The organism is Streptomyces sp. NPDC020958 (assembly GCF_055562175.1).
Window position 1 is genome coordinate 403,973 of record NZ_JBVHFU010000003.1, and the last position, 18,580, is coordinate 422,552.

The window sequence follows — 18,580 nt, forward strand, 5'->3', positions numbered from 1 at the left end:
ACCACTCCCGGAGTACCCTTCCTTGATCGTTGGCATGGGGAGAGCTCGGGGGAGCGGAAGGCGGTGCACGGGTGGGCTCGGGAGGCCTGGAGCTGCCCCCTGGTGACGAGGGTCACGAGGGGAACTCCACAGACGTCCCGCCCGGCGCGGTGTCCCTGGCCCGGCCGATGGACGCCACGGGTTCCATCGGGCCGGAGCTGGAGTGGGACGCCGACGCCTGGCTCGAGGTGCGTACGCGCGCCCAGCGGGCGGGCCGTGCCTACATCTGGCTGAACCTCGTCGAACAGCGGATGCGCGCCGTCGTGGCCGCCGTGCTGCGGCCCGTCTACGAACCCGTCCACGGCGACGAGTGGGTGGTCGCCGCGGCCGGTCCGGCCGGCCAGGAGTGGGTCCAGCGGGCGGTCGCGGTCCGCGAGGTCAGCCGCCGCAAGGGCTACCTGCTCGACCCCGCCGACGACAACGTGCTCAGCTTCCTCACCCTGCCGCAGCTGCGCGAGCTGATGGTGCAGCACTGGCCCTGCTTCGAGCCGTACTTCGACGAGCGCCGGGACGTCGAACTCGCCCTCGACGAGCTGGAGGTGACCCGGAACGTCGTCTCCCGCAACCGTGCCCTGTCCGGTGCCGTCCTCGACCAGGCCGAACGCGCCTCCGCCCGGCTGCTGGAGATGCTCGGCGCCGGCGGTGACGTGCCCTCCGCGCGCCGGCTGCCGGTGGACGCGGTCGAGGACCTGGTCGGCGACCGGTACGCCGACGTCGTCGCGGTCCATCCCGACCGGGTGCGCCTGATGCGCCAGTTCCCGGCCGAGGACCTCTTCGGCGCCGCCCGCCGGCTGGACGCCACCGGCATCGGCCTCAACCTGCTCGTGCAGAACTTCTCCGGCCGCCGCCTGGTCCGCCTCGCGGAGACCGGCTGCCGGATCCGCCTGCTCTTCCTCAACCCGGCCTCCAGCGCGGTCAAGCGCCGCGAGCGCGAACTGGGGATGAAGCGGGGCGAACTGGCCCGCTCGGTGGAGATGAACATCCTCCACATGCGCCGGGTCCGCTCCCGGCTGCGCGACCCCGGCGCCTTCGAGATCCAGGTGTACGACGACACGCCCCGCTTCTCCGCCTACCTGGTGGACGGCGACGGCGCCGACGGCATCGCGATCATCCAGTCCTACCTGCGCGGCGCCCGCGGGATGGAGTCGCCGGTGCTGGTGCTGCGCAACGGCAACAAGGTGGTCAAGTCGGACGAGATGGTGGAAACGGGTCTCTTCCCCACCTATCGCGAGGAGTTCGAGATGGCTTGGGCGGATTCGCGTCCGGTGTCCTGACGGGGATGCGAGGAGGGACGCGCGCCGGTAACCGGAACGCGGTCCTCTGATTGTCAGTGGCGCATGCGAGGGTGGAGACCACTGGGGGAAAGCACCACCAAGAAGGGGGGCCGCCCATGGGCTGGCACCAGGAGCTCCTGATCGGCTTCGACCTGGAGACGACGGGTACCGATCCACGCGAGGCGCGGATCGTCACGGGGGCCGTGATCGAGGTCAGGGCCGGGCAGGAGCTGGGCCGCCGGGAATGGCTGGCGGACCCGGGCGTGGAGATCCCGGCGGACGCGGTGGCGGTGCACGGCATCAGCAACGAACGGGCCACGGCCGAGGGGGGACCGGCCGACCAGGTCGCCGACGCCCTCGCGAACGTCCTGACCGGCTACTGGAGGACGGGCGTCCCGGTCGTCGCCTACAACGCGACCTTCGACCTCACCCTGCTCTCGGCGGAACTGCGCCGGCACGGACTGCCGTCCCTCAGCGACCGCCTCGGCGGCCTCGACCCGGCACCGGTCGTCGACCCGTACACCATCGACCGCTGGGTGGACCGCTACCGCCGCGGCAAGCGCAACCTGGAAGCGGTCTGCGCCGAGTACGGCATCACCCTCACCGCCGCGCACAACGCCTCCGCCGACGCGCTCGCCGCGGCCCGGCTGGCCGGGGCGATAGCCGAGCGCCATCCGAAGATCGCGGCGCTGGGTCCGGCGGAGCTGCACCGGCGTCAGGTGGAGTGGTACGCGCAGTGGGCGGCGGATTTCCAGCAGTTCCTGCGCCGCAAGGGGGACGCGGACGCGGTGGTGGACGGGGCGTGGCCGTTGCGGGAGCCGGCCGAGGTGGTCTGAGCGCCCCACCGGACAGCCGGTCCGCTTCCGGCGCGGGCCGGTGGGGGCTGGTCGCGCCGTTCCTCGCGCCCCTTCGGGGCGCTCCGCGAAGGGCCGCGGCTCAGAAGGGGTACCAGCGCACCGATTCGTCGCCCTCCCGCAGCGACGCCACCCGGCGTTCGAACTCCGCCCGCGCCTTGGGGTTGCTCGGGGCGTGCTGGGCCACCCACGCGCAGCTCGCCGTTTCCCGGGCCCCGCGCAGCACGCCGCAGCCCTCCCACTCCCGCACGTCCCAGCCGTAGGTCTCGGTGAAGGAGTCGTAGGCGTCGGCCGCCAGGCCGTACCGGTCCCGCGACAGCGTCATCACCACGAGGTCGTGCTCGCGCAGGTCCGAGGAGAAGGTCTCCAGGTCGACCAGGACCGGGCCGTCCGGGCCGACGTGCACATTGCGGGGGAGCGCGTCCCCGTGGATCGGGCCCGGCGTCAGACGCGGCGTCAGCGCGGCCGCGGCCGCGGCGAAACCGTCCCGGCGCTCCCGGAGGTACGCCGCGTCGGCGGGGTCGATCGCGTCGCCGGCGAGCCGCAGCCAGCGCTCCACTCCGCCCAGCAGCTCGCGGGGCGGCAGTCCGAAAGGAGGCGAGGGCAGTGCGTGCACGGTCCGCAGCAGTGCGGCCAGATCACTCGGTTCGGCCGGTCGTACCGGATCCGGCAGCCGGTGCCACACCGTCACCGGGTGGCCCTCGACGAGCCGTGCCTTCGGCTCGGCGGCCCGTACGGCCGGCACCCCGGCCTCCGCCAGCCAGCCGGCGATCTCCAGCTCGCGCCGGGCCCGGTCCAGCAGCTCGGCGTCCCGGCCGACCTTCACCACCAGGTCCCCGGCGCCGAACACCGCGTTCTCGCCCAGAGCCAGGAGCGAGGCGCCGGCCGCCGCACCGGACAGAACGTCCGCCGCGGCCAGCACGTCCCGCGCCCTTGCCTCGTCCACCGTCCGCCTCCCGTTCCCGCTGCCCACGCGCCCGCGCCCGCGCCCGCGCGCGCCCGTCGTCCGGCGGCCAGTCTCGCATCCGCGAAGGCCGGACCGCGTGCGCGGTGCCTCACCAGGAGGCAAGCCGTTGACCGTGGCCGGTTCGGACGGTCCCCCGGACGTGGTCGACAGGTCGGGCCCGTCGGCTTTCCGGAAGCCGACGGGCCCTTGGCCGGGGGCGGTGCTCAGACCGGCAGCCGGTCCTGATCGCCCCGCGCCACCGGTGACCGCACCGGCTCCGGCGACTCGTCGTGGGAGAGGTCCGGCAGCCACCGCAGCCAGTTCGGCAGGTACCAGTTGCGCTCGCCGAGCAGTGCCATCACCGCCGGGAGCAGCACGCCCCGGATGACCGTCGCGTCGATGAGGACGGCCGCCGCCAGGCCCACGCCCATCTGCTTCATGGACTGCATGGACAGCGTGCCGAAGATCGCGAACACGGCGACCATGATGACGGCGGCGCTGGTGACGACTCCGGCGGTGGTGACCACCCCGTGCTGGATGGCGTCCTTGGTGGAGCGGCCGCGCAGCCGGGCCTCGCGGATCCGGGAGACCACGAAGACGTGGTAGTCCATGGACAGGCCGAACAGGATCACGAAGAGGAACAGCGGCAGCCAGGTGACGATCGCGCCGACGCCCTCCGCTCCGACCAGGGAGGCGCCCCAGCCGTGCTGGAAGACGGCGACGAGGATGCCGTAGGCGGCGCCCACCGAGAGCAGGTTGAGGACGATCGAGGTGACCGCGACCGTCAGCGAGCGGAACGACAGCAGCATCAGCAGGAAGGCGAAGACGACCACGAAGGCGAAGACCGGGACCACCGAGCCCATCAGCTGGTCGTTGAAGTCCTCGTTGCCCGCGACGTTCCCGGTGATCGGCGCCTGCACGCCGTCGACCTTGCCGAGGGTGGCGGGCCGTACCTCGTCGCGCAGCTTCTCCAGGCTCCGGCCGGCCTTGTCCAGGTCGGAGCCGCCCACCAGCGGCACGGATATCAGGGCCACGTTCGAGGCGTCGTGCAGCTTGATGTCGACCGGGCCGCGCGAGGCGCCCGAGCTGATCGCCCGCTCCCGGAAGTCGGTCAGCGCCTGCTTCACCTCGGGGGCGTTGATGTCCTTGGCCCTGACGACCACCTCGGCGGGCTCGGAACCGCCCGGGAAGGCCTGGTTCAGCCGGTCGTAGGTGCCCACGATCGGCAGCGAGTGGCCGAACTCCTGGTCCAGGGTGAGCTGCGAGGTCTTCATGCCGAGGGCGGGTGCGGCGACGGCGAGCAGCGCGCCGACCGCGACGACCACGCAGACCAGCGGCCGGGCGAGCACACCGCGCAGCACGGCCGTCCAGAAGCGGCTCTCGGCGGGGCCGCTGCGGCGTCCGCGGCGGCGCAGGAAGGGGATCCGGCCCTTTTCGACCCGCTCGCCCAGCAGGGAGAGCAGCGCGGGCAGCACGGTCACGGAGCCGACCATGGCGACCGCGACGACCATCAGGGAGGCCAGGCCCATCGCCTCGAACTGGGCGAGCCCGGTGAACAGCATGCCCGCCATCGCCACGCACACCGTCACACCGGAGACGATGATCGCCCGGCCGCTGGTGGCGGCGGCGATCCGCAGCGCGGCTCCCGCGTCCCGGCCGGCGTCCCGCTCCTCGCGCTCCCGGCGCAGGTAGAACAGGCAGTAGTCGACGCCGACCGCCATGCCGACCAGCAGCATCACGGAGTTGGCGGTGTCGCTCATCGGCTGCAGATGGCTGACCAGCCCCATCAGGCCCATCGTCGCCATGATCGCGGTGATCGCCAGGCCGACCGGCAGCAGGGCGGCCACCAGGGCGCCGAACGCGATGAGCAGGATGCCGAAGGCCACCGGGACGGCGGAGTACTCGGCCCGCTGGAAGTCCTTGCCGAAGGCGTCGGAGTACTGCTTGTTCATGCTGGCGCCGCCGATCTCCTCGATCCGCAGCGAGCCGTGCGCCTTCTGCACCTCCTTGACGGCGTTCAGCACCGGCTCGACCCGGTCGCCCGCGGTCTTGGCGTCGCCGCGCATGTCGAACTGGACCAGCGCGCTGCGGCCGTCCTTCGAGATGGTCCGGGTGTCGTAGGGGGAGGTGACGTCCGTGACCGCGCCGGTGTCCTCGACGGCCTTCACCACGTCCGCGACGGCGGCCCTGAAAGCGCCGTCCGTGGCCCTGATCGAGGTGTCCTTCGCCTGGATCAGCACCGTCTCGCCGGCCGGCTCCTTGATCCCCGCGTCGTCGATGATCCGCGCGGCGGTGTGCGTCTCGCCCTTGAGCTGGTCGCCCTCGTCGACGTCGACCCGGCCGGCCGCCGAGCCCAGCCCCATCGCCAGGACGACGAACAGCACCCATATGCCGACGGCGGCCCAGCGGTGCCGCGCGCTCCAGCCGCCGGCCCGGGCGGCCAGGCCCCGCACCCGCGTCTCTCCCTGCCCCTTGACGGGATCCATGACGGGATCCATGACGGAATCTCCCCCCTCGTGTGCGGTGACGGCCCCCGCCGTCACCTTTGCTGCATGTCCTTCGTCCGCTTCGAAGGTATGGGCCGGGGAAGGCCGGCTCCTCGTGCTGCCCGGTGAAGTACCGCGGCCCTCTCTCGTCGCCGAGGAGGATGTGGGGCCCTTACATCTGTCGGCCTGTCTCGGGGATGCCGATCAGGGTCACGACGGCCGTTCTAAGGTGTTCGAATGACGACCTATGCGGCGCTGTTGCGCGGGATCAACGTGGGCGGCAAGAAGAAGCTCCCGATGGCCGAGCTGCGCGGGCTGATGACCGGGCTGGGCCACGACCGCGTCCAGACCTATCTGCAGAGCGGGCAGGCCGTCTTCACCTCCGCCCGCGGGGACGCGGACGTTCTGGAGGCGGAGCTGACCGGGGCGATCGAGGAGCGGTTCGGCTTCCCCGTCGACGTGCTGGTCCGTGACCACGCCTACCTGAAGGCGGTCGCCGAGGCCTGCCCCTTCCCGGCCGCAGAGCTGGAGGCCAAGCAACTGCACGTCACCTACTTCTCCGGGCCGGTCGCCGCGGAGCGCTACGCGGGCATCGACCCGGCCGTCCACCTCCCGGAGGAGTTCCGCCTCGGGGACCGGGCGCTGTACCTGTACGCCCCGGACGGACTCGGCCGCTCCAAGCTGGCGGAGGCGTTGTCCCGGTCCCGGGTCAACAAGGGGCTGATCGCCACCACCCGGAACTGGAACACCGTCCTCAAACTGGTCGAGCTGACCGGCTGACGTGCGTCGCCATGACGCCACTGGTCCGATGAATCAAGGGGCTTGTGTGAGTCGTCGTGAGCAATCGCGTCACATTCATTGACCGAGGCATCCAAATGCTCCTACCTTTCCCGGGGTTGGTTCCGTTGGTTCCAGGCTGATCCCACGGGAGGGGTACATGCCCACGCACCGAAGAGCCGCCCTCGTCACCCTCGTCGCCGCCGCGCTCGCCCTCGGCACCCCGGGCCTCGCCGCCCCGGCCACGGCCGAGGCCCGCGCCTCCTCCGACGTCTACGTCTCACCCGTCGGCGACGACCACGCCGCCGGCACCGCACGAAGCCCCGTCCGCACCCTCGACCGCGCCCGCGACCTGGTCCGGGGCAGGGTCGCCGGACTGCGCGCCGACCTCACCGTGCACCTCGCCCCGGGCACCTACCGCCGCACCGGGCCCCTGGTCCTGGACGCCCGTGACTCCGGCGGCAACGGCCACCGGGTGATCTGGCAGGGCACCGGCGACGCCACCCTGATCAGCGGCGGCCGCCGGGTCACCGGCTGGCGGCGGGTGCCGGGCCGGCCCGGGCTGTGGTCCGCGCCGACCCCCCGAGGGCTCACCGACACCCGGCAGTTGTACGTCGACGGGGTGCGCGCCCAACGCGCCCGCGGGGCCGTCCCGGTCACCCTCACCCAGACCGCCACCGGTTACACCGCGTCCTCCGACACCCTCGCCCACTGGGAGCACCCCGCCGACGCGGAGTTCGTGTACACCAGCGGTGAGGCGTTGTGGAACGTGGAACGCAACGGACTCGGGCAGTGGACCGAGCCGCGCTGCCGGGTCGCCGCCGCCGAGGGAACCACGATCACCATGACCCAGCCCTGCTGGGACAACTCCAACAAGCGCGTGGAGTTCCCCGACATCCCCGGCCGCACCGTCAGCATGGTCGGCCCCGGGAGACTCACCGACGGCGGCAAGCCGTCGTACGTCGAGAACGCCTACGAACTGCTCGACCAGCCCGGTGAGTGGTACCTCGACAAGAGCGCGCACCGGGTCTACTACCTGCCCCGCGAGGGCGAGCGCCTGTCCCACGCCGACGTCGAGGCGGCGGCCGCCGAGAAACTGGTCGAGGGACGGGGCACGGCGGCCGCGCCCGTGCACGACATCGTCTTCCGCGACATCGAGTTCGGCTACGCGACCTGGCTGACGCCGAGCGGCCCGGAGGGCTTCTCCGAGATCCAGGCCGGCTACACCATCACCGGGGACCGGGGCTGGGCCACCCAGGGGCTGTGCCAGTACGTCGAGGGCGGCACCTGCCCCTTCGCGTCCTGGACGAAGATGCCGGGCAACGTGTCGTTCGCGTACGGGCAGCGCATCGGCTTCGCCGACGACGTCTTCGCCCACCTCGGCGCGTCCGGCCTCGAACTGGGGGCGGGCTCGGCGGACTCCACGGTCAGCGGAAGCATCTTCACCGACATCTCCGGCAACGGCGTCGAGATCGGCGGGGTCGACGGGCAGACGCCCGCCTCCGGCGTCCAGGTGACCGACAACCACCTCTACGGGCTGCCCCGCGAGTACCACGGCGGGGTGGCGATCCTCAACGGCTACACGCAGCACGACACCATCGCCCACAACCAGATCGACCACGTCGGCTACTCGGCCGTCTCCCTGGGCTGGGGCGGCTGGCCCGACAAGATCGGCGACCCGGCCACCGCGAACCCCAGCCACGACAACGCCGTACGGAACAACCTGATCCACGACTACATGCAGATGCTCGACGACGGCGGCGGCGTCTACACCCAGGGCCTGACCGGCACCTCCCTGGCCGACGGCGAGAAGGTCACCGGCAACGTCATCCACGACCAGTGGGGCCTCGGCAAGAGCGTCTACACCGACAACGGCTGCACCTACGAGACCGTCGAGGGCAACGTCCTCTACGGCGCCTCCTACGCCAACGTCGCCTCCCGGCACACCGACTACCGCGACGGCCTCGGCAACAACGACCCCACCCTGGTCAAGGACAACTGGTGGGAGGAGGGCACGGCCGACGGCGACAACAAGGGCCTGGTCACCACCGGCAACCAGATCATGGCGGGGCTCTCCGACGTGCCGGCGGCCGTCCTGGACGCCGCCGGACTCGAACCCGCCTACCGGCACCTGCTCGACCGCCGGATCGGCGCCGTCTCCGTTCCCGAGGCGCCCTCCCGGGTCGGGACCGGCACCGCCGGTGCCGACGCGCTCTGGGTCACCTTCAACCCCACGTTCGCGGACGGGGGTGCACCGGTGACGGGCTACACCGCCCGGGCCTACGACACGGCAGGCCGCCAGGTCGGCGAAGCGAGCGCCTCCGCGGCCGAGTTCAAGCGGACCGCCCTGATCCGCCTCGGCGTCCCCGCGACCCCCGTCACCGTGACGGTCACCGCCCGCAACGCCCACGGCGAGAGCGCCCCCTCACTCGCCTCGGCGCCGCTGGCCCCGACCGCCGCGCACACCCTCCCGGCCGCGCCGACCGGCCCGAAACTGCGCACGGCGGCCACCGCGGCCACCCTCGCCTGGACCCCGCCCACCGACACCGGCGACGCCAGGGTGACCGGCTACCGGGTCACCGTCTCCGACGGCCGTGCCCCGGTCGACGTGACCGGCCGGGACGTCCTGGTCACCCAGCCGTCCGCCAAGGGCATGTTCCGGGTGATCGGCGGACTGCGCCCCGGCACCCGCTACACCGTGACCGTCGCCGCCGTCACCGCGGCCGGTGTCGGCCCCGCGGCCACGGTGACCGCGACGACCGGGTCAACGGCCCAACAAGGACAAGTCGTTGGGAACTGAACCGGTCATGTCCCAGGTGTGACACGTTCGCCCCGCACGACGCAGTAGGAAGAGTCGGCCACGGCAGCGGGTGCCCGCAGGGGCGGCCCGCCGTGGACCGGCTGTTCGCGGTCCGACGGACAGGGGAGCGCCGGACCGCGAACACCGACCCGTCAGGCCCCCACGGCCGCCAGCGCGGGCAGGCGGGCCGCGTCGTACCGCTGGAGGAGCACGCGCGCCACCTCCGGTGCCGGACCCAGCACCTCGGCCAGCACGTCCGCCTCGACCGCGCCCCGGGCGATCCGGTCGGGCAGGAAGCCGGGCGCGAGGACGTACGGGGCCACCGCCACCCGGGCGCAGCCCAGCTCCCGGAGTTCGCGTACCGCGTCCTCGGTGCGGGGGAGGGCGGCGGAGGCGAACGCGGGCCGCACGGCGCACCAGCCGGTGCCCCGCCACTCCCGCGCGAGGTCCGCGATCACCGCGATCGCCTCCGGGTCGCTGGACCCCGCCGAGGCCAGGACGACCCCGGTCGAGGCCTTGTCGGCGGGGCTCAGCCCCGCCTCGTACAGCCGCCGTTCCAGGGCCGAGAGCAGCAGCGGGGACGGGCCCAGCACGTCCGCCTGCCGGATCCGCAGCTGCCGCGGCGCGTCCCGCAGGACGGCCGGGATGTCGGCCTTCGCGTGGAACGCGCGGGTGAGCAGGAGAGGGAGGGCGACGACGTCCCGGACGCCCTCCGCCGCCAGTGACTCCAGCACACCGTGCACGGACGGGATGTTGAAATCCAGGAAGCCGGTCTCCACGCGCAGCCCGGGCCGCAGCGACCGCACCCGCTCCACCAGGGCGTGCACGGTCGCCGCGTGCCGCGGATCACGGCTGCCGTGGGCGATCACCACGAGGACGGGGCGCACCGGCTTCCTCCGCATGGACGGACCTCAGCTCTTCACCAGCAGACCGCGGCTGCGCAGCACCCAGCGCTCCAGCGGGCTGAAGATCAGCAGGTCGATGGCGATGCCGACGAACAGGATGAGCAGGATGGCCAGGAAGACCGTCGCCATGTCGCTGTTGGTACGGCCCACTTCGAGCAGCTGCCCGAGGCCCATGCCCATGTCCGGCGACTGGGCGATGATCTCGGCGGCCATCAGCGAACGCCAGGAGAACGCCCAGCCCTGCTTCAGACCGGCCACGTAACCGGGCAGCGCGGCCGGCATCACGATGTGCCAGGTGCCGCGCAGGCCCGTGGCGCCCAGGGTGCGGCCCGCCCGCAGGAACAGCGGGGGCACCTGGTCGACGCCCGACACCAGACCGTTGGCGATGGAGGGCACGGCACCCAGCAGGATCACCGTGAACATCACCGAGTTGTTCAGCCCCAGCCAGATGACCGCCGGCGCCACCCAGGCGACCGAGGGCAGCGACTGGAGGCCGGACAGGATCGGGCCGAAGGCCGCGCGGACGAACTTCACCCGCGCCACCACCAGGCCCAGCGGCGTGCCGATCACCAGCGCGAGCAGGAAGCCCAGCAGACCGCGGGAGACGCTGCCCCAGATGTAGCTGAGCAGGGTCCCCTTGACCCACTGGTCCTCGACCGCGCTCCAGACGTCGGCGGGGGAGGGCAGCTTCGACGGGTCGTCGACGACCGGGTAGAGCAGGGTCCAGGCGACCAGCACCACCGCGACGGCGATGACCGGCGGCAGGATCTTGTTCCGGAGGGTCTGGCTGAAGGGCGGCCGTCCGACGACCGAGGTCTCCAGCGCGTCGAGGCCCGCCTCGACACTCCCGGCATCCTGGGTCGGCGTGGTCTCAGTGCTGGCCATGACGGCGGATCTCCCCCCGCAGTACGTCGGTGATCTCAAGGGACAGTTCGGCCACGGGCGCGTCCTCGATACGACGCGGCTGCGGGATGCCGACCGTCCACTCGCGGGCGATCCGGCCCGGCCGGGACGACAGCAGGACGACCCGCTGTGCCAGCCGCACCGCCTCGCGCACGTTGTGCGTGACGAACAGGACGGACACCCCGGTCTCCGCCCAGATCCGGGTCAGTTCGTCGTGCAGCACGTCCCGCGTGATGGCGTCGAGAGCCGCGAACGGCTCGTCCATCAGCAGCAGGTTGCTCTCCTGGCCGAGCGCGCGCGCCAGCGCCACCCGCTGCCGCATACCGCCCGACAGCTCGTGCACGCGCTTGCCGTACGCGCCCTTCAGCCGGACGAGTTCGAGCAGTTCCTCGGCCTTGCCGCGCCGCTCGTTCTTCGGCACGCCGCGCAGCCTGAGGGCGAGTTCTATGTTCTTGCCCGCGGTCAGCCACGGGAAGAGGGCGTGCTCCTGGAACATCAGGGCCGGGCGGCCGTCCGTCGCGATCGCACCGGTGCTCGGCGCGTCCAGGCCCGCCACCAGGTTCAGCAGCGTGGACTTGCCGCAGCCCGAGGCCCCCAGGAGGGTGACGAACTCGCCCGGCGCGACATCGAGGCTGATGTCGTCCAGGACGAGCTGCTGCCCACCCGGTCCGGCGAAGGACTTGGAGACGTGTTCGAGCCGCGCCGCGTACTCGACGGTCTCGTCGGCCTGGGCGAGGGTCGTGGCCATGGTCGTCACCTCCTGGGATCTCGTCGGGGTCCGTCAGCTGCTGCCGAGGCCGGCGTCGGAGACGGTGGCCTCACCGTCGGCCTTGAGGACCTTGTTGAGGATCGTCAGGTCGTAGATCCCCTTCAGGTCCGGCTTCTGCAGCAGGCCGGCCTTCACGGCGTGCTCCGCCTCGGTGTTGAGGGTGGCGGCCAGCGGGTCGTCGGTGAACTGGATCGACTTCCACGCCGGGTCCAGGACGTTCGCCTTCAGCGCCTTGCCGGAGTCGGCCTCCAGCTGCTTGTTCGCCACCGCCTTGGCCTGGTCGGGGTTGGCGTTGATCCACTTGTTGGCCTCGACCGAGGCCTTCAGCACCGCCTCGACGGCCTTCGGGTGGTCCTTGAGGAACTGCTGCCGCACGATGATGTTCGTGATCACGAACTTCTTGTCCGGCCACAGCGTCGACTCGTCGAGCAGCACCTTTGCGCCCTCGGCGACCAGCTTGGAGGCGGTCGGCTCGGGAACCCAGGCACCGTCGATGGCACCGGACTTGTAGGCGTCGGGGGTGATCTTGTTGTCGGTGCGGACCACCGACACGTCGCCCTTGCCGGTGTTGGCGTCGACCTTCCAGCCCTGGTCGGCGATCCAGTTGAGGAACGCCACGTCCTGCGTGTTGCCCAGCTGCGGCGTCGCGATCTTCTTGCCCTTGACGTCCTTCAGGGACTTGATCTTCTTCGGGTTCACGACGAGCTTGACACCGCCGGAGGCCGAACCACCGATGATCTTCAGGCTCTTGCCGTTCGACTTGGTGTAGCCGTTGATCGACGGGGACGGGCCGATCCAGCCGATGTCGATGGAGCCGGAGTTCAGGGCCTCGATCTCCGAGGGGCCGGCGTTGAAGATCTGGTACGCCGCCTTGGTGGCGCCCAGCTGCTTCTGGAAGTAGCCCTGCTGACGGGCGACGAGCGCGGTCCCGTGGGTGAGGTTGCCGAAGTAGCCGATCTTGACCGAGTCGAGGCCGTCGATCTTGGAGGAGCCGGCGGAGACCTTCTCCTTGGCGTTGTCCGTCGTGGACTTCGACCCGTAGCCGCAGGCGGCGAGCGTGAGCAAGGGGAGCGCGGCGGCCACGGCGACGCCGCGGCGAAGGAGCGTTGAGAGATTGGCAGGCACGGGAGGCTTTCCTCTCGTTGGCCCGGCGGTCACGGTCTTTCAGGTCGTGGCCGGGAGGTCGGCAGGTCTTCGTCGCATCCGGGACGTCGGGTGGGGGGCCAGGGCGCGCAGGCAGTGCGCGTACGTCAGCACGCACATCGCGCCACCCCGCCCTGCCCGCTGCCGAGGGCACCGCTGCCGACGCGGCCGCCCTCCTTCGCGAACGTCGAGTAGACGTCGGTCGTCTGCATGTCAGAAGTCCCAGCCGTCGTCTTCGGGCTCGTCCTTGACGGGCTCGGGGGTCGCGAACGACTCGCCGACCATGCCCGCGGTGAGCGTGGTGCCGTCGGCGGGGTCGATCAGGATGAACGAGCCGGTGCGGCGCGAGTCGGCGTAGGAGTCGACCGGCAGCGGCTCGGCGGTACGGATCTTCACCCGGCCGATGTCGTTGGCGACGAGCCGGCCCGGGTGCGGGTGCAGGGACAGGTCGTCGAGGGTGAGCCGGGACGGGATGTCCTTGACGATCGCCTTGACCGTGCGGGTGCCGTGCTTGAGCAGCACCCGGTGGCCGACGGTCAGCGGCGCGTCGGCGACGTGGCAGACGGTCGCCTCGACGTCCTGGGTGGTCGGCGGGGCGTCCTTGGTCGGCACGATCAGGTCGCCGCGCGAGACGTCGATGTCGTCCGTGAGCAGCAGGGTCACCGACTGGGTCGTCCACGCCGTGTCGACCGGCCGGCCGAGCAGGTCGATGCCGGAGATCGTCGTCGTGCGGCCCGACGGCAGCACCGTGACCTCCTCGCCGACCCGGAACGTGCCGGCCGCGATCTGTCCGGCGTAGCCCCGGTAGTCGGGGTGGTCCGCGCTCTGGGGGCGGATCACGTACTGCACGGGCAGCCGGGCGTGGCAGTGCGCCAGGTCGTGGCTGACCGGGACGGTCTCCAGGTGCTCCAGGACGGTCGGGCCGCCGTACCAGTCCATGTTCGCGGAGGGTTCCACGACGTTGTCGCCGACGAGCGCCGAGATCGGGATCGCGGTGACCTCGGGGACGCCCAGCTCGGTCGCGTACGCCGTGAACTCCTCGGCGATCCCCGCGAAGATCGGCTCCTGGTAGCCGACCAGGTCCATCTTGTTGACGGCGAGCACGACGTGCGGGACGCGCAGCAGGGCGGCGATCGCGGCGTGCCGGCGGGTCTGCTCGACCACGCCGTTGCGGGCGTCGACCAGGATCACGGTCAGCTCGGCGGTGGAGGCGCCGGTGACCATGTTGCGGGTGTACTGCACGTGGCCCGGTGTGTCGGCGAGGATGAACCGGCGCTTCGGGGTGGCGAAGTACCGGTAGGCCACGTCGATGGTGATGCCCTGCTCGCGCTCGGCACGCAGCCCGTCGGTGAGCAGCGCGAGGTCCGGGGCGTCCTGGCCGCGGCTGGCGGAGGCCCGCTCGACGGCCTCCAGCTGGTCGGTGAGGACCGACTTGGAGTCGTGCAGCAGCCGTCCGACGAGGGTGGACTTGCCGTCGTCGACCGAGCCGGCGGTCGCGAACCGCAGCAGCGTGGTCTCGTCCAGACCGAGTTCCGTGGTGGTCGTGCTCATGTCTAGAAGTACCCCTCGCGCTTGCGGTCTTCCATCGCGGCCTCGGAGAGCTTGTCGTCGGCGCGGGTGGCGCCGCGCTCGGTCAGCCGGGACGCGGCGATCTCGGCGATCACGGCGTCCAGCGTGGTCGCGTCGGAGTCCACGGCGCCGGTGCAGGACATGTCGCCGACGGTGCGGTAGCGGACCTGGCGCTTCTCGACGCGCTCACCGTCCTTCGGGCCGCCCCACTCGCCGGCCGTCAGCCACATCCCGGCCCGCTGGAACACCTCACGCTCGTGCGCGAAGTAGATCTCCGGCAGTTCGATGCCCTCGCGGGCGATGTACTGCCAGACGTCCAGTTCGGTCCAGTTGGACAGCGGGAAGACGCGGACGTGTTCGCCGGGTGCGTGCCGGCCGTTGTAGAGGTTCCACAGCTCGGGGCGCTGGCGGCGCGGGTCCCACTGGGAGAACTCGTCGCGCAGCGAGAACACGCGTTCCTTGGCGCGGGCCTTCTCCTCGTCGCGGCGGCCGCCGCCGAAGACGGCGTCGAAGCGCTCGCTCTGGATCTTCTCGGTGAGCGGCAGCGTCTGCAGCGGGTTGCGGGTGCCGTCGGGGCGTTCGCGCAGCACACCGCGGTCGATGTAGTCCTGCACGGAGGCCACGTGCAGCCGCAGCCCGTGCCGTGCCACCGTGCGGTCGCGGTACTCCAGGACCTCGGGGAAGTTGTGCCCGGTGTCCACGTGCAGCAGCGAGAAGGGGACCGGCGCGGGTGCGAACGCCTTCAGGGCCAGGTGCAGCATCAGGATGGAGTCCTTGCCGCCGGAGAACAGGATCACCGGCCGCTCGAACTCACCCGCCACCTCGCGGAAGATGTGGACCGCCTCGGACTCCAGCGCGTCCAGGTGGGACAGGGCGTACGGGGTGTCCGTGCCCTCCCCGTGGGTCGCCACGGTCGCCGTCATGCCAGTCCCCTCTCGCTGAGCAGGGCGTACACGCTCGCCGCGGACTCCTGCACGGTCTGGTGCTGCGACTCGATCCGCAGATCGGGCGTCTCGGGCTCCTCGTACGGGTCGTCGACGCCGGTGAGACCGGTGAGTTCACCGGCGGCCTGCTTGGCGTACAGCCCCTTCACGTCACGTACGGAGCACACCTCGACCGGGGTCGCCACGTGCACCTCGACATAGGCGGTGCCGTTCTCCGCGTGGCGCCCCCGCACCGCGTCCCGGCTGTCCGCGTAGGGCGCGATCACCGGGACCAGGGCCTTGACGCCGTTGCGGGCGAGGAGTTCGGCGACGAAGCCGATGCGCTGCACGTTGGTGTGCCGGTCCTCCCGGGTGAAGCCGAGGCCCGCCGAGATGAACTCGCGGATCTCGTCGCCGTCGAGCACCTCGACGAGGTGGCCCTCCGCGCGCAGCCGGTTCGCCAGCTCGTACGCGATGGTGGTCTTGCCGGCACTCGGCAGACCCGTGAGCCAGACGGTGGCTCCGGTCGTCACGTGCAACTCCTCCGTGTTCGCCTCAGTGGCATGCGCGGTCATCCGTGCAGTCCGCACTCGGTCTTCGCGCGCCCCGCCCAGCGGCCGGCGCGCGCGTCCTCGCCCTCCAGCACGCGGCGGGTGCAGGGGGCGCAGCCGACGGAGGCGTAGCCGTCCATCAGCAGCGGGTTGGTCAGCACGCCGTGTTCGGCGACGTACGCGTCCACGTCGTCCTGGGTCCAGCGGGCGATCGGCGAGATCTTGACCTTCTGCCGCTTCTCGTCCCAGCCGACGACCGGGGTGTTCGCCCGGGTCGGGGACTCGTCGCGGCGCAGCCCGGTCGCCCAGGCCGCGTACTTCGTCAGGCCCTGCTCCAGCGGCTGGACCTTGCGGAGCCTGCAGCACAGGTCGGGGTCGCGGTCGTGCAGCCTCGGGCCGTACTCCGCGTCCTGCTCGGCGACCGTCTGACGTGGGGTGAGGGTGATGACGTTGACGTCCATCACGGCCTCGACCGCGTCCCGGGTGCCGATCGTCTCCGGGAAGTGGTAGCCGGTGTCGAGGAAGACGACGTCCACGCCCTTCTGGACGCGCGACGCCAGGTGGGCCACCACCGCGTCCTCCATGGAGGAGGTCACGCAGAAGCCCTTGCCGAAGGTGTCCACCGCCCACTGGAGGATCTCCAGGGCGGAGGCGTCCTCGAGATCGCGCCCGGCCTGCTCGGCCAGCGCCTTCAACTCGTCCGTCGTGCGGTCTTCCTGAGTCGTGGTCATATGTGTTCCCCTCCAGCTTCGGAGTGCTTCAGCCCCCGGGCGAGCAGCCCGAGGAACTTCAGCTGGAATGCGCGGTTGCAGGCCGCGCATTCCCAGGCGCCGTGGCCCTCGTCACTGGGACGCAGGTCCTCGTCGCCGCAGTAGGGGCAGTAGAAGGGGGCGGCCCGCTCGCTCATGAGAGGGCCTCCTCGCCGGCGCGGGACGCCCAGGCGGCGAACCGCTCGCCGTCCTCGCGCTCCGCCTGGAAGCGCCTGAGCACCCGCTCGACGTAGTCGGGCAGTTCCTCGGAGGTCACCTTGAGACCGCGGACCTTGCGGCCGAAACCGGCCTCCAGGCCCAGCGCACCGCCGAGGTGCACCTGGTAGCCCTCCACCTGGTTGCCCTGGTCGTCGAGGACCAACTGGCCCTTGAGACCGATGTCCGCCACCTGGATACGGGCGCAGGCGTTCGGGCAGCCGTTGAGGTTGATGGTGAGCGGCTCGTCGAAGTCCGGCAGCCGGCGCTCCAACTCGTCGATCAGGGCGCTGCCGCGCTGCTTGGTCTCGACGATGGCGAGCTTGCAGTACTCGATGCCGGTGCAGGCCATGGTGCCGCGCCGGAACGGGGACGGCCTGGCGGTCAGGTCCAGCGCCTCCAGCGCCTCGACCAGTGACTCCACCTGGTCCTCGGCGACGTCGAGGACGATCATCTTCTGCTCGACGGTGGTGCGCACCCGGCCCGAACCGTGCGCCTCGGCCAGGTCCGCGATCTTCGCCAGGGTGGCGCCGTCCACGCGGCCGACGCGCGGCGCGAACCCGACGTAGAAGTTGCCGTCCCGCTGCCGGTGCACACCGACGTGGTCCCGCCAGCGGGAGACGGGCTCGGCGGGCGCGGGGCCGTCGACGAGGGCGCGCTTGAGGTACTCGTCCTGGAGCACCTGGCGGAACTTCTCCGGGCCCCAGTCGGCGACCAGGAACTTCAGGCGGGCGCGGGTGCGCAGCCGCCGGTAGCCGTAGTCCCGGAAGATGCCGACCACGCCGGCCCAGACCTCGGGGACCTCCGCCAGCGGCACCCAGGCGCCGAGCCGGACGCCGATCTTCGGGTTGGTGGACAGGCCGCCGCCCACCCACAGGTCGAAGCCGGGGCCGTGCTCGGGGTGCTCGACACCGACGAACGCCACGTCGTTGATCTCGTGCACGACGTCCAGGAGCGGGGAGCCGGAGATCGCCGTCTTGAACTTGCGCGGCAGGTTGGAGAACTCCTTGCTGCCGATGTACCGGTCGTGGATCTCGTCGATGGCCCAGCTGCCGTCGATGATCTCGTCCTCGGCGATGCCGGCGACCGGCGACCCGATCACCACACGCGGGCAGTCGCCGCACGCCTCGGTGGTGGACAGGCCGACCGCCTCCAGCCGGTTCCAGATCTCCGGGACGTCCTCGATGCGGATCCAGTGCAGCTGGATGTTCTGCCGGTCGGTGATGTCCGCGCTGCCCCGCGCGAACTCCTGCGAGATCTCGCCGATCACCCGCAGCTGCTGGGTGGTGAGCCTGCCGCCGTCGATCCGCACCCGCAGCATGAAGTACTTGTCGTCCAGCTCCTCCGGCTCCAGGACGGCGGTCTTGCCGCCGTCGATCCCGGGCTTGCGCTGGGTGTACAGGCCCCACCAGCGCATCCGGCCGCGCAGGTCGTTGGGGTCGATCGAGTCGAAGCCGCGCTTGGAGTAGATCGTCTCAATGCGTGTCCGCACATTGAGACCGTCGTCGTCCTTTTTGAACTGTTCGTTGCCGTTGAGCGGGGTGTGGTGCCCCATAGCCCACTGTCCCTCGCCGCGGTGACGGCTCACCTTGCGGCGGGGCCCGGAGGCGGCAGGGTTCTGCGGGGTGGCGGCCATGGTTGAACGTCCTTCGGGACCGGCGGGAAGCGGCTCTGAC

The 18,580-nt window shown here is 71.5% G+C and carries 16 protein-coding genes; 4 read left to right on the forward strand and 12 right to left on the reverse strand.

Annotated elements, in window-relative coordinates; translation table 11 throughout:
• Positions 1-71 precede the first annotated feature (71 nt).
• Positions 72-1,313: an SAV2148 family HEPN domain-containing protein gene (locus ACZ3KP_RS12050; RefSeq protein WP_467498637.1), complete on the forward strand. Its 1,242-nt coding sequence runs from the start codon at positions 72-74 to the stop codon at positions 1,311-1,313.
• 116 nt (positions 1,314-1,429) lie between these two features.
• On the forward strand, positions 1,430-2,149 hold the full coding sequence (locus ACZ3KP_RS12055) for an exonuclease domain-containing protein (RefSeq protein WP_467498639.1): 720 nt from the start codon (positions 1,430-1,432) through the stop codon (positions 2,147-2,149).
• Positions 2,150-2,249: 100 nt separating this feature from the next.
• Here the strand turns inward: ACZ3KP_RS12055 and ACZ3KP_RS12060 are convergent, their stop codons facing one another.
• Both ACZ3KP_RS12060 and ACZ3KP_RS12065 read right to left on the reverse strand, forming a co-directional pair.
• Complete coding sequence (locus ACZ3KP_RS12060; protein ID WP_467498641.1) at positions 2,250-3,113, reverse strand: phosphotransferase; 864 nt, start codon at positions 3,111-3,113, stop codon at positions 2,250-2,252.
• Positions 3,114-3,337: 224 nt separating this feature from the next.
• Positions 3,338-5,611: an MMPL family transporter gene (locus tag ACZ3KP_RS12065; protein ID WP_467498643.1), complete on the reverse strand. Its 2,274-nt coding sequence runs from the start codon at positions 5,609-5,611 to the stop codon at positions 3,338-3,340.
• 225 nt (positions 5,612-5,836) lie between these two features.
• Here ACZ3KP_RS12065 and ACZ3KP_RS12070 point away from each other — a divergent pair, with 225 nt between their 5' ends.
• Positions 5,837-6,379: a DUF1697 domain-containing protein gene (locus ACZ3KP_RS12070; protein ID WP_467498645.1), complete on the forward strand. Its 543-nt coding sequence runs from the start codon at positions 5,837-5,839 to the stop codon at positions 6,377-6,379.
• Positions 6,380-6,536: 157 nt separating this feature from the next.
• The gene (locus ACZ3KP_RS12075; protein ID WP_467498647.1) at positions 6,537-9,176 is read left to right on the forward strand and encodes a fibronectin type III domain-containing protein; all 2,640 of its coding nucleotides are present in this window, start codon (positions 6,537-6,539) and stop codon (positions 9,174-9,176) included.
• A gap of 152 nt (positions 9,177-9,328) precedes the next feature.
• Here the strand turns inward: ACZ3KP_RS12075 and ACZ3KP_RS12080 are convergent, their stop codons facing one another.
• The 10 genes from ACZ3KP_RS12080 to ACZ3KP_RS12125 form a co-directional block, all read right to left on the reverse strand.
• The gene (locus ACZ3KP_RS12080) at positions 9,329-10,078 is read right to left on the reverse strand and encodes a sirohydrochlorin chelatase (RefSeq protein WP_360560572.1); all 750 of its coding nucleotides are present in this window, start codon (positions 10,076-10,078) and stop codon (positions 9,329-9,331) included.
• Positions 10,079-10,087: 9 nt separating this feature from the next.
• A complete protein-coding gene (locus ACZ3KP_RS12085) occupies positions 10,088-10,966 on the reverse strand; it encodes an ABC transporter permease (protein WP_358976233.1) in 879 nt (292 codons plus the stop codon).
• Positions 10,953-11,732 carry an ABC transporter ATP-binding protein gene (locus ACZ3KP_RS12090; protein WP_358976236.1) on the reverse strand — a complete coding sequence of 260 codons (780 nt, stop codon included), beginning with the start codon at positions 11,730-11,732 and terminating at the stop codon, positions 10,953-10,955. Before ACZ3KP_RS12090 ends, ACZ3KP_RS12085 begins: the two co-directional genes overlap by 14 nt.
• 33 nt (positions 11,733-11,765) lie before the next feature.
• On the reverse strand, positions 11,766-12,878 hold the full coding sequence (locus ACZ3KP_RS12095; RefSeq protein ID WP_467498651.1) for an aliphatic sulfonate ABC transporter substrate-binding protein: 1,113 nt from the start codon (positions 12,876-12,878) through the stop codon (positions 11,766-11,768).
• A 231-nt stretch (positions 12,879-13,109) separates the two neighbouring features.
• Positions 13,110-14,447, reverse strand: a complete 1,338-nt coding sequence (locus ACZ3KP_RS12100) for a sulfate adenylyltransferase subunit 1 (RefSeq protein ID WP_467498653.1) — start codon at positions 14,445-14,447, stop codon at positions 13,110-13,112.
• A 2-nt stretch (positions 14,448-14,449) separates the two neighbouring features.
• A complete protein-coding gene (gene cysD, locus ACZ3KP_RS12105; protein WP_361332903.1) occupies positions 14,450-15,388 on the reverse strand; it encodes a sulfate adenylyltransferase subunit CysD in 939 nt (312 codons plus the stop codon).
• Positions 15,385-15,921 carry an adenylyl-sulfate kinase gene (gene cysC / locus ACZ3KP_RS12110; protein ID WP_467498656.1) on the reverse strand — a complete coding sequence of 179 codons (537 nt, stop codon included), beginning with the start codon at positions 15,919-15,921 and terminating at the stop codon, positions 15,385-15,387. The genes cysD and cysC overlap by 4 nt, the downstream gene beginning before the upstream one ends.
• A 38-nt stretch (positions 15,922-15,959) precedes the next feature.
• Positions 15,960-16,670 (reverse strand): phosphoadenylyl-sulfate reductase, encoded by a 711-nt coding sequence (locus ACZ3KP_RS12115; RefSeq protein WP_467498658.1) that lies wholly within the window; start codon positions 16,668-16,670, stop codon positions 15,960-15,962.
• Entirely contained in the window at positions 16,667-16,846 is a 180-nt protein-coding gene (locus ACZ3KP_RS12120) for a hypothetical protein (RefSeq protein WP_132890059.1), read from the reverse strand. The genes ACZ3KP_RS12115 and ACZ3KP_RS12120 overlap by 4 nt, the downstream gene beginning before the upstream one ends.
• Positions 16,843-18,540, reverse strand: a complete 1,698-nt coding sequence (locus ACZ3KP_RS12125; protein WP_467498660.1) for a nitrite/sulfite reductase — start codon at positions 18,538-18,540, stop codon at positions 16,843-16,845. The genes ACZ3KP_RS12120 and ACZ3KP_RS12125 overlap by 4 nt, the downstream gene beginning before the upstream one ends.
• Positions 18,541-18,580 lie beyond the last annotated feature (40 nt).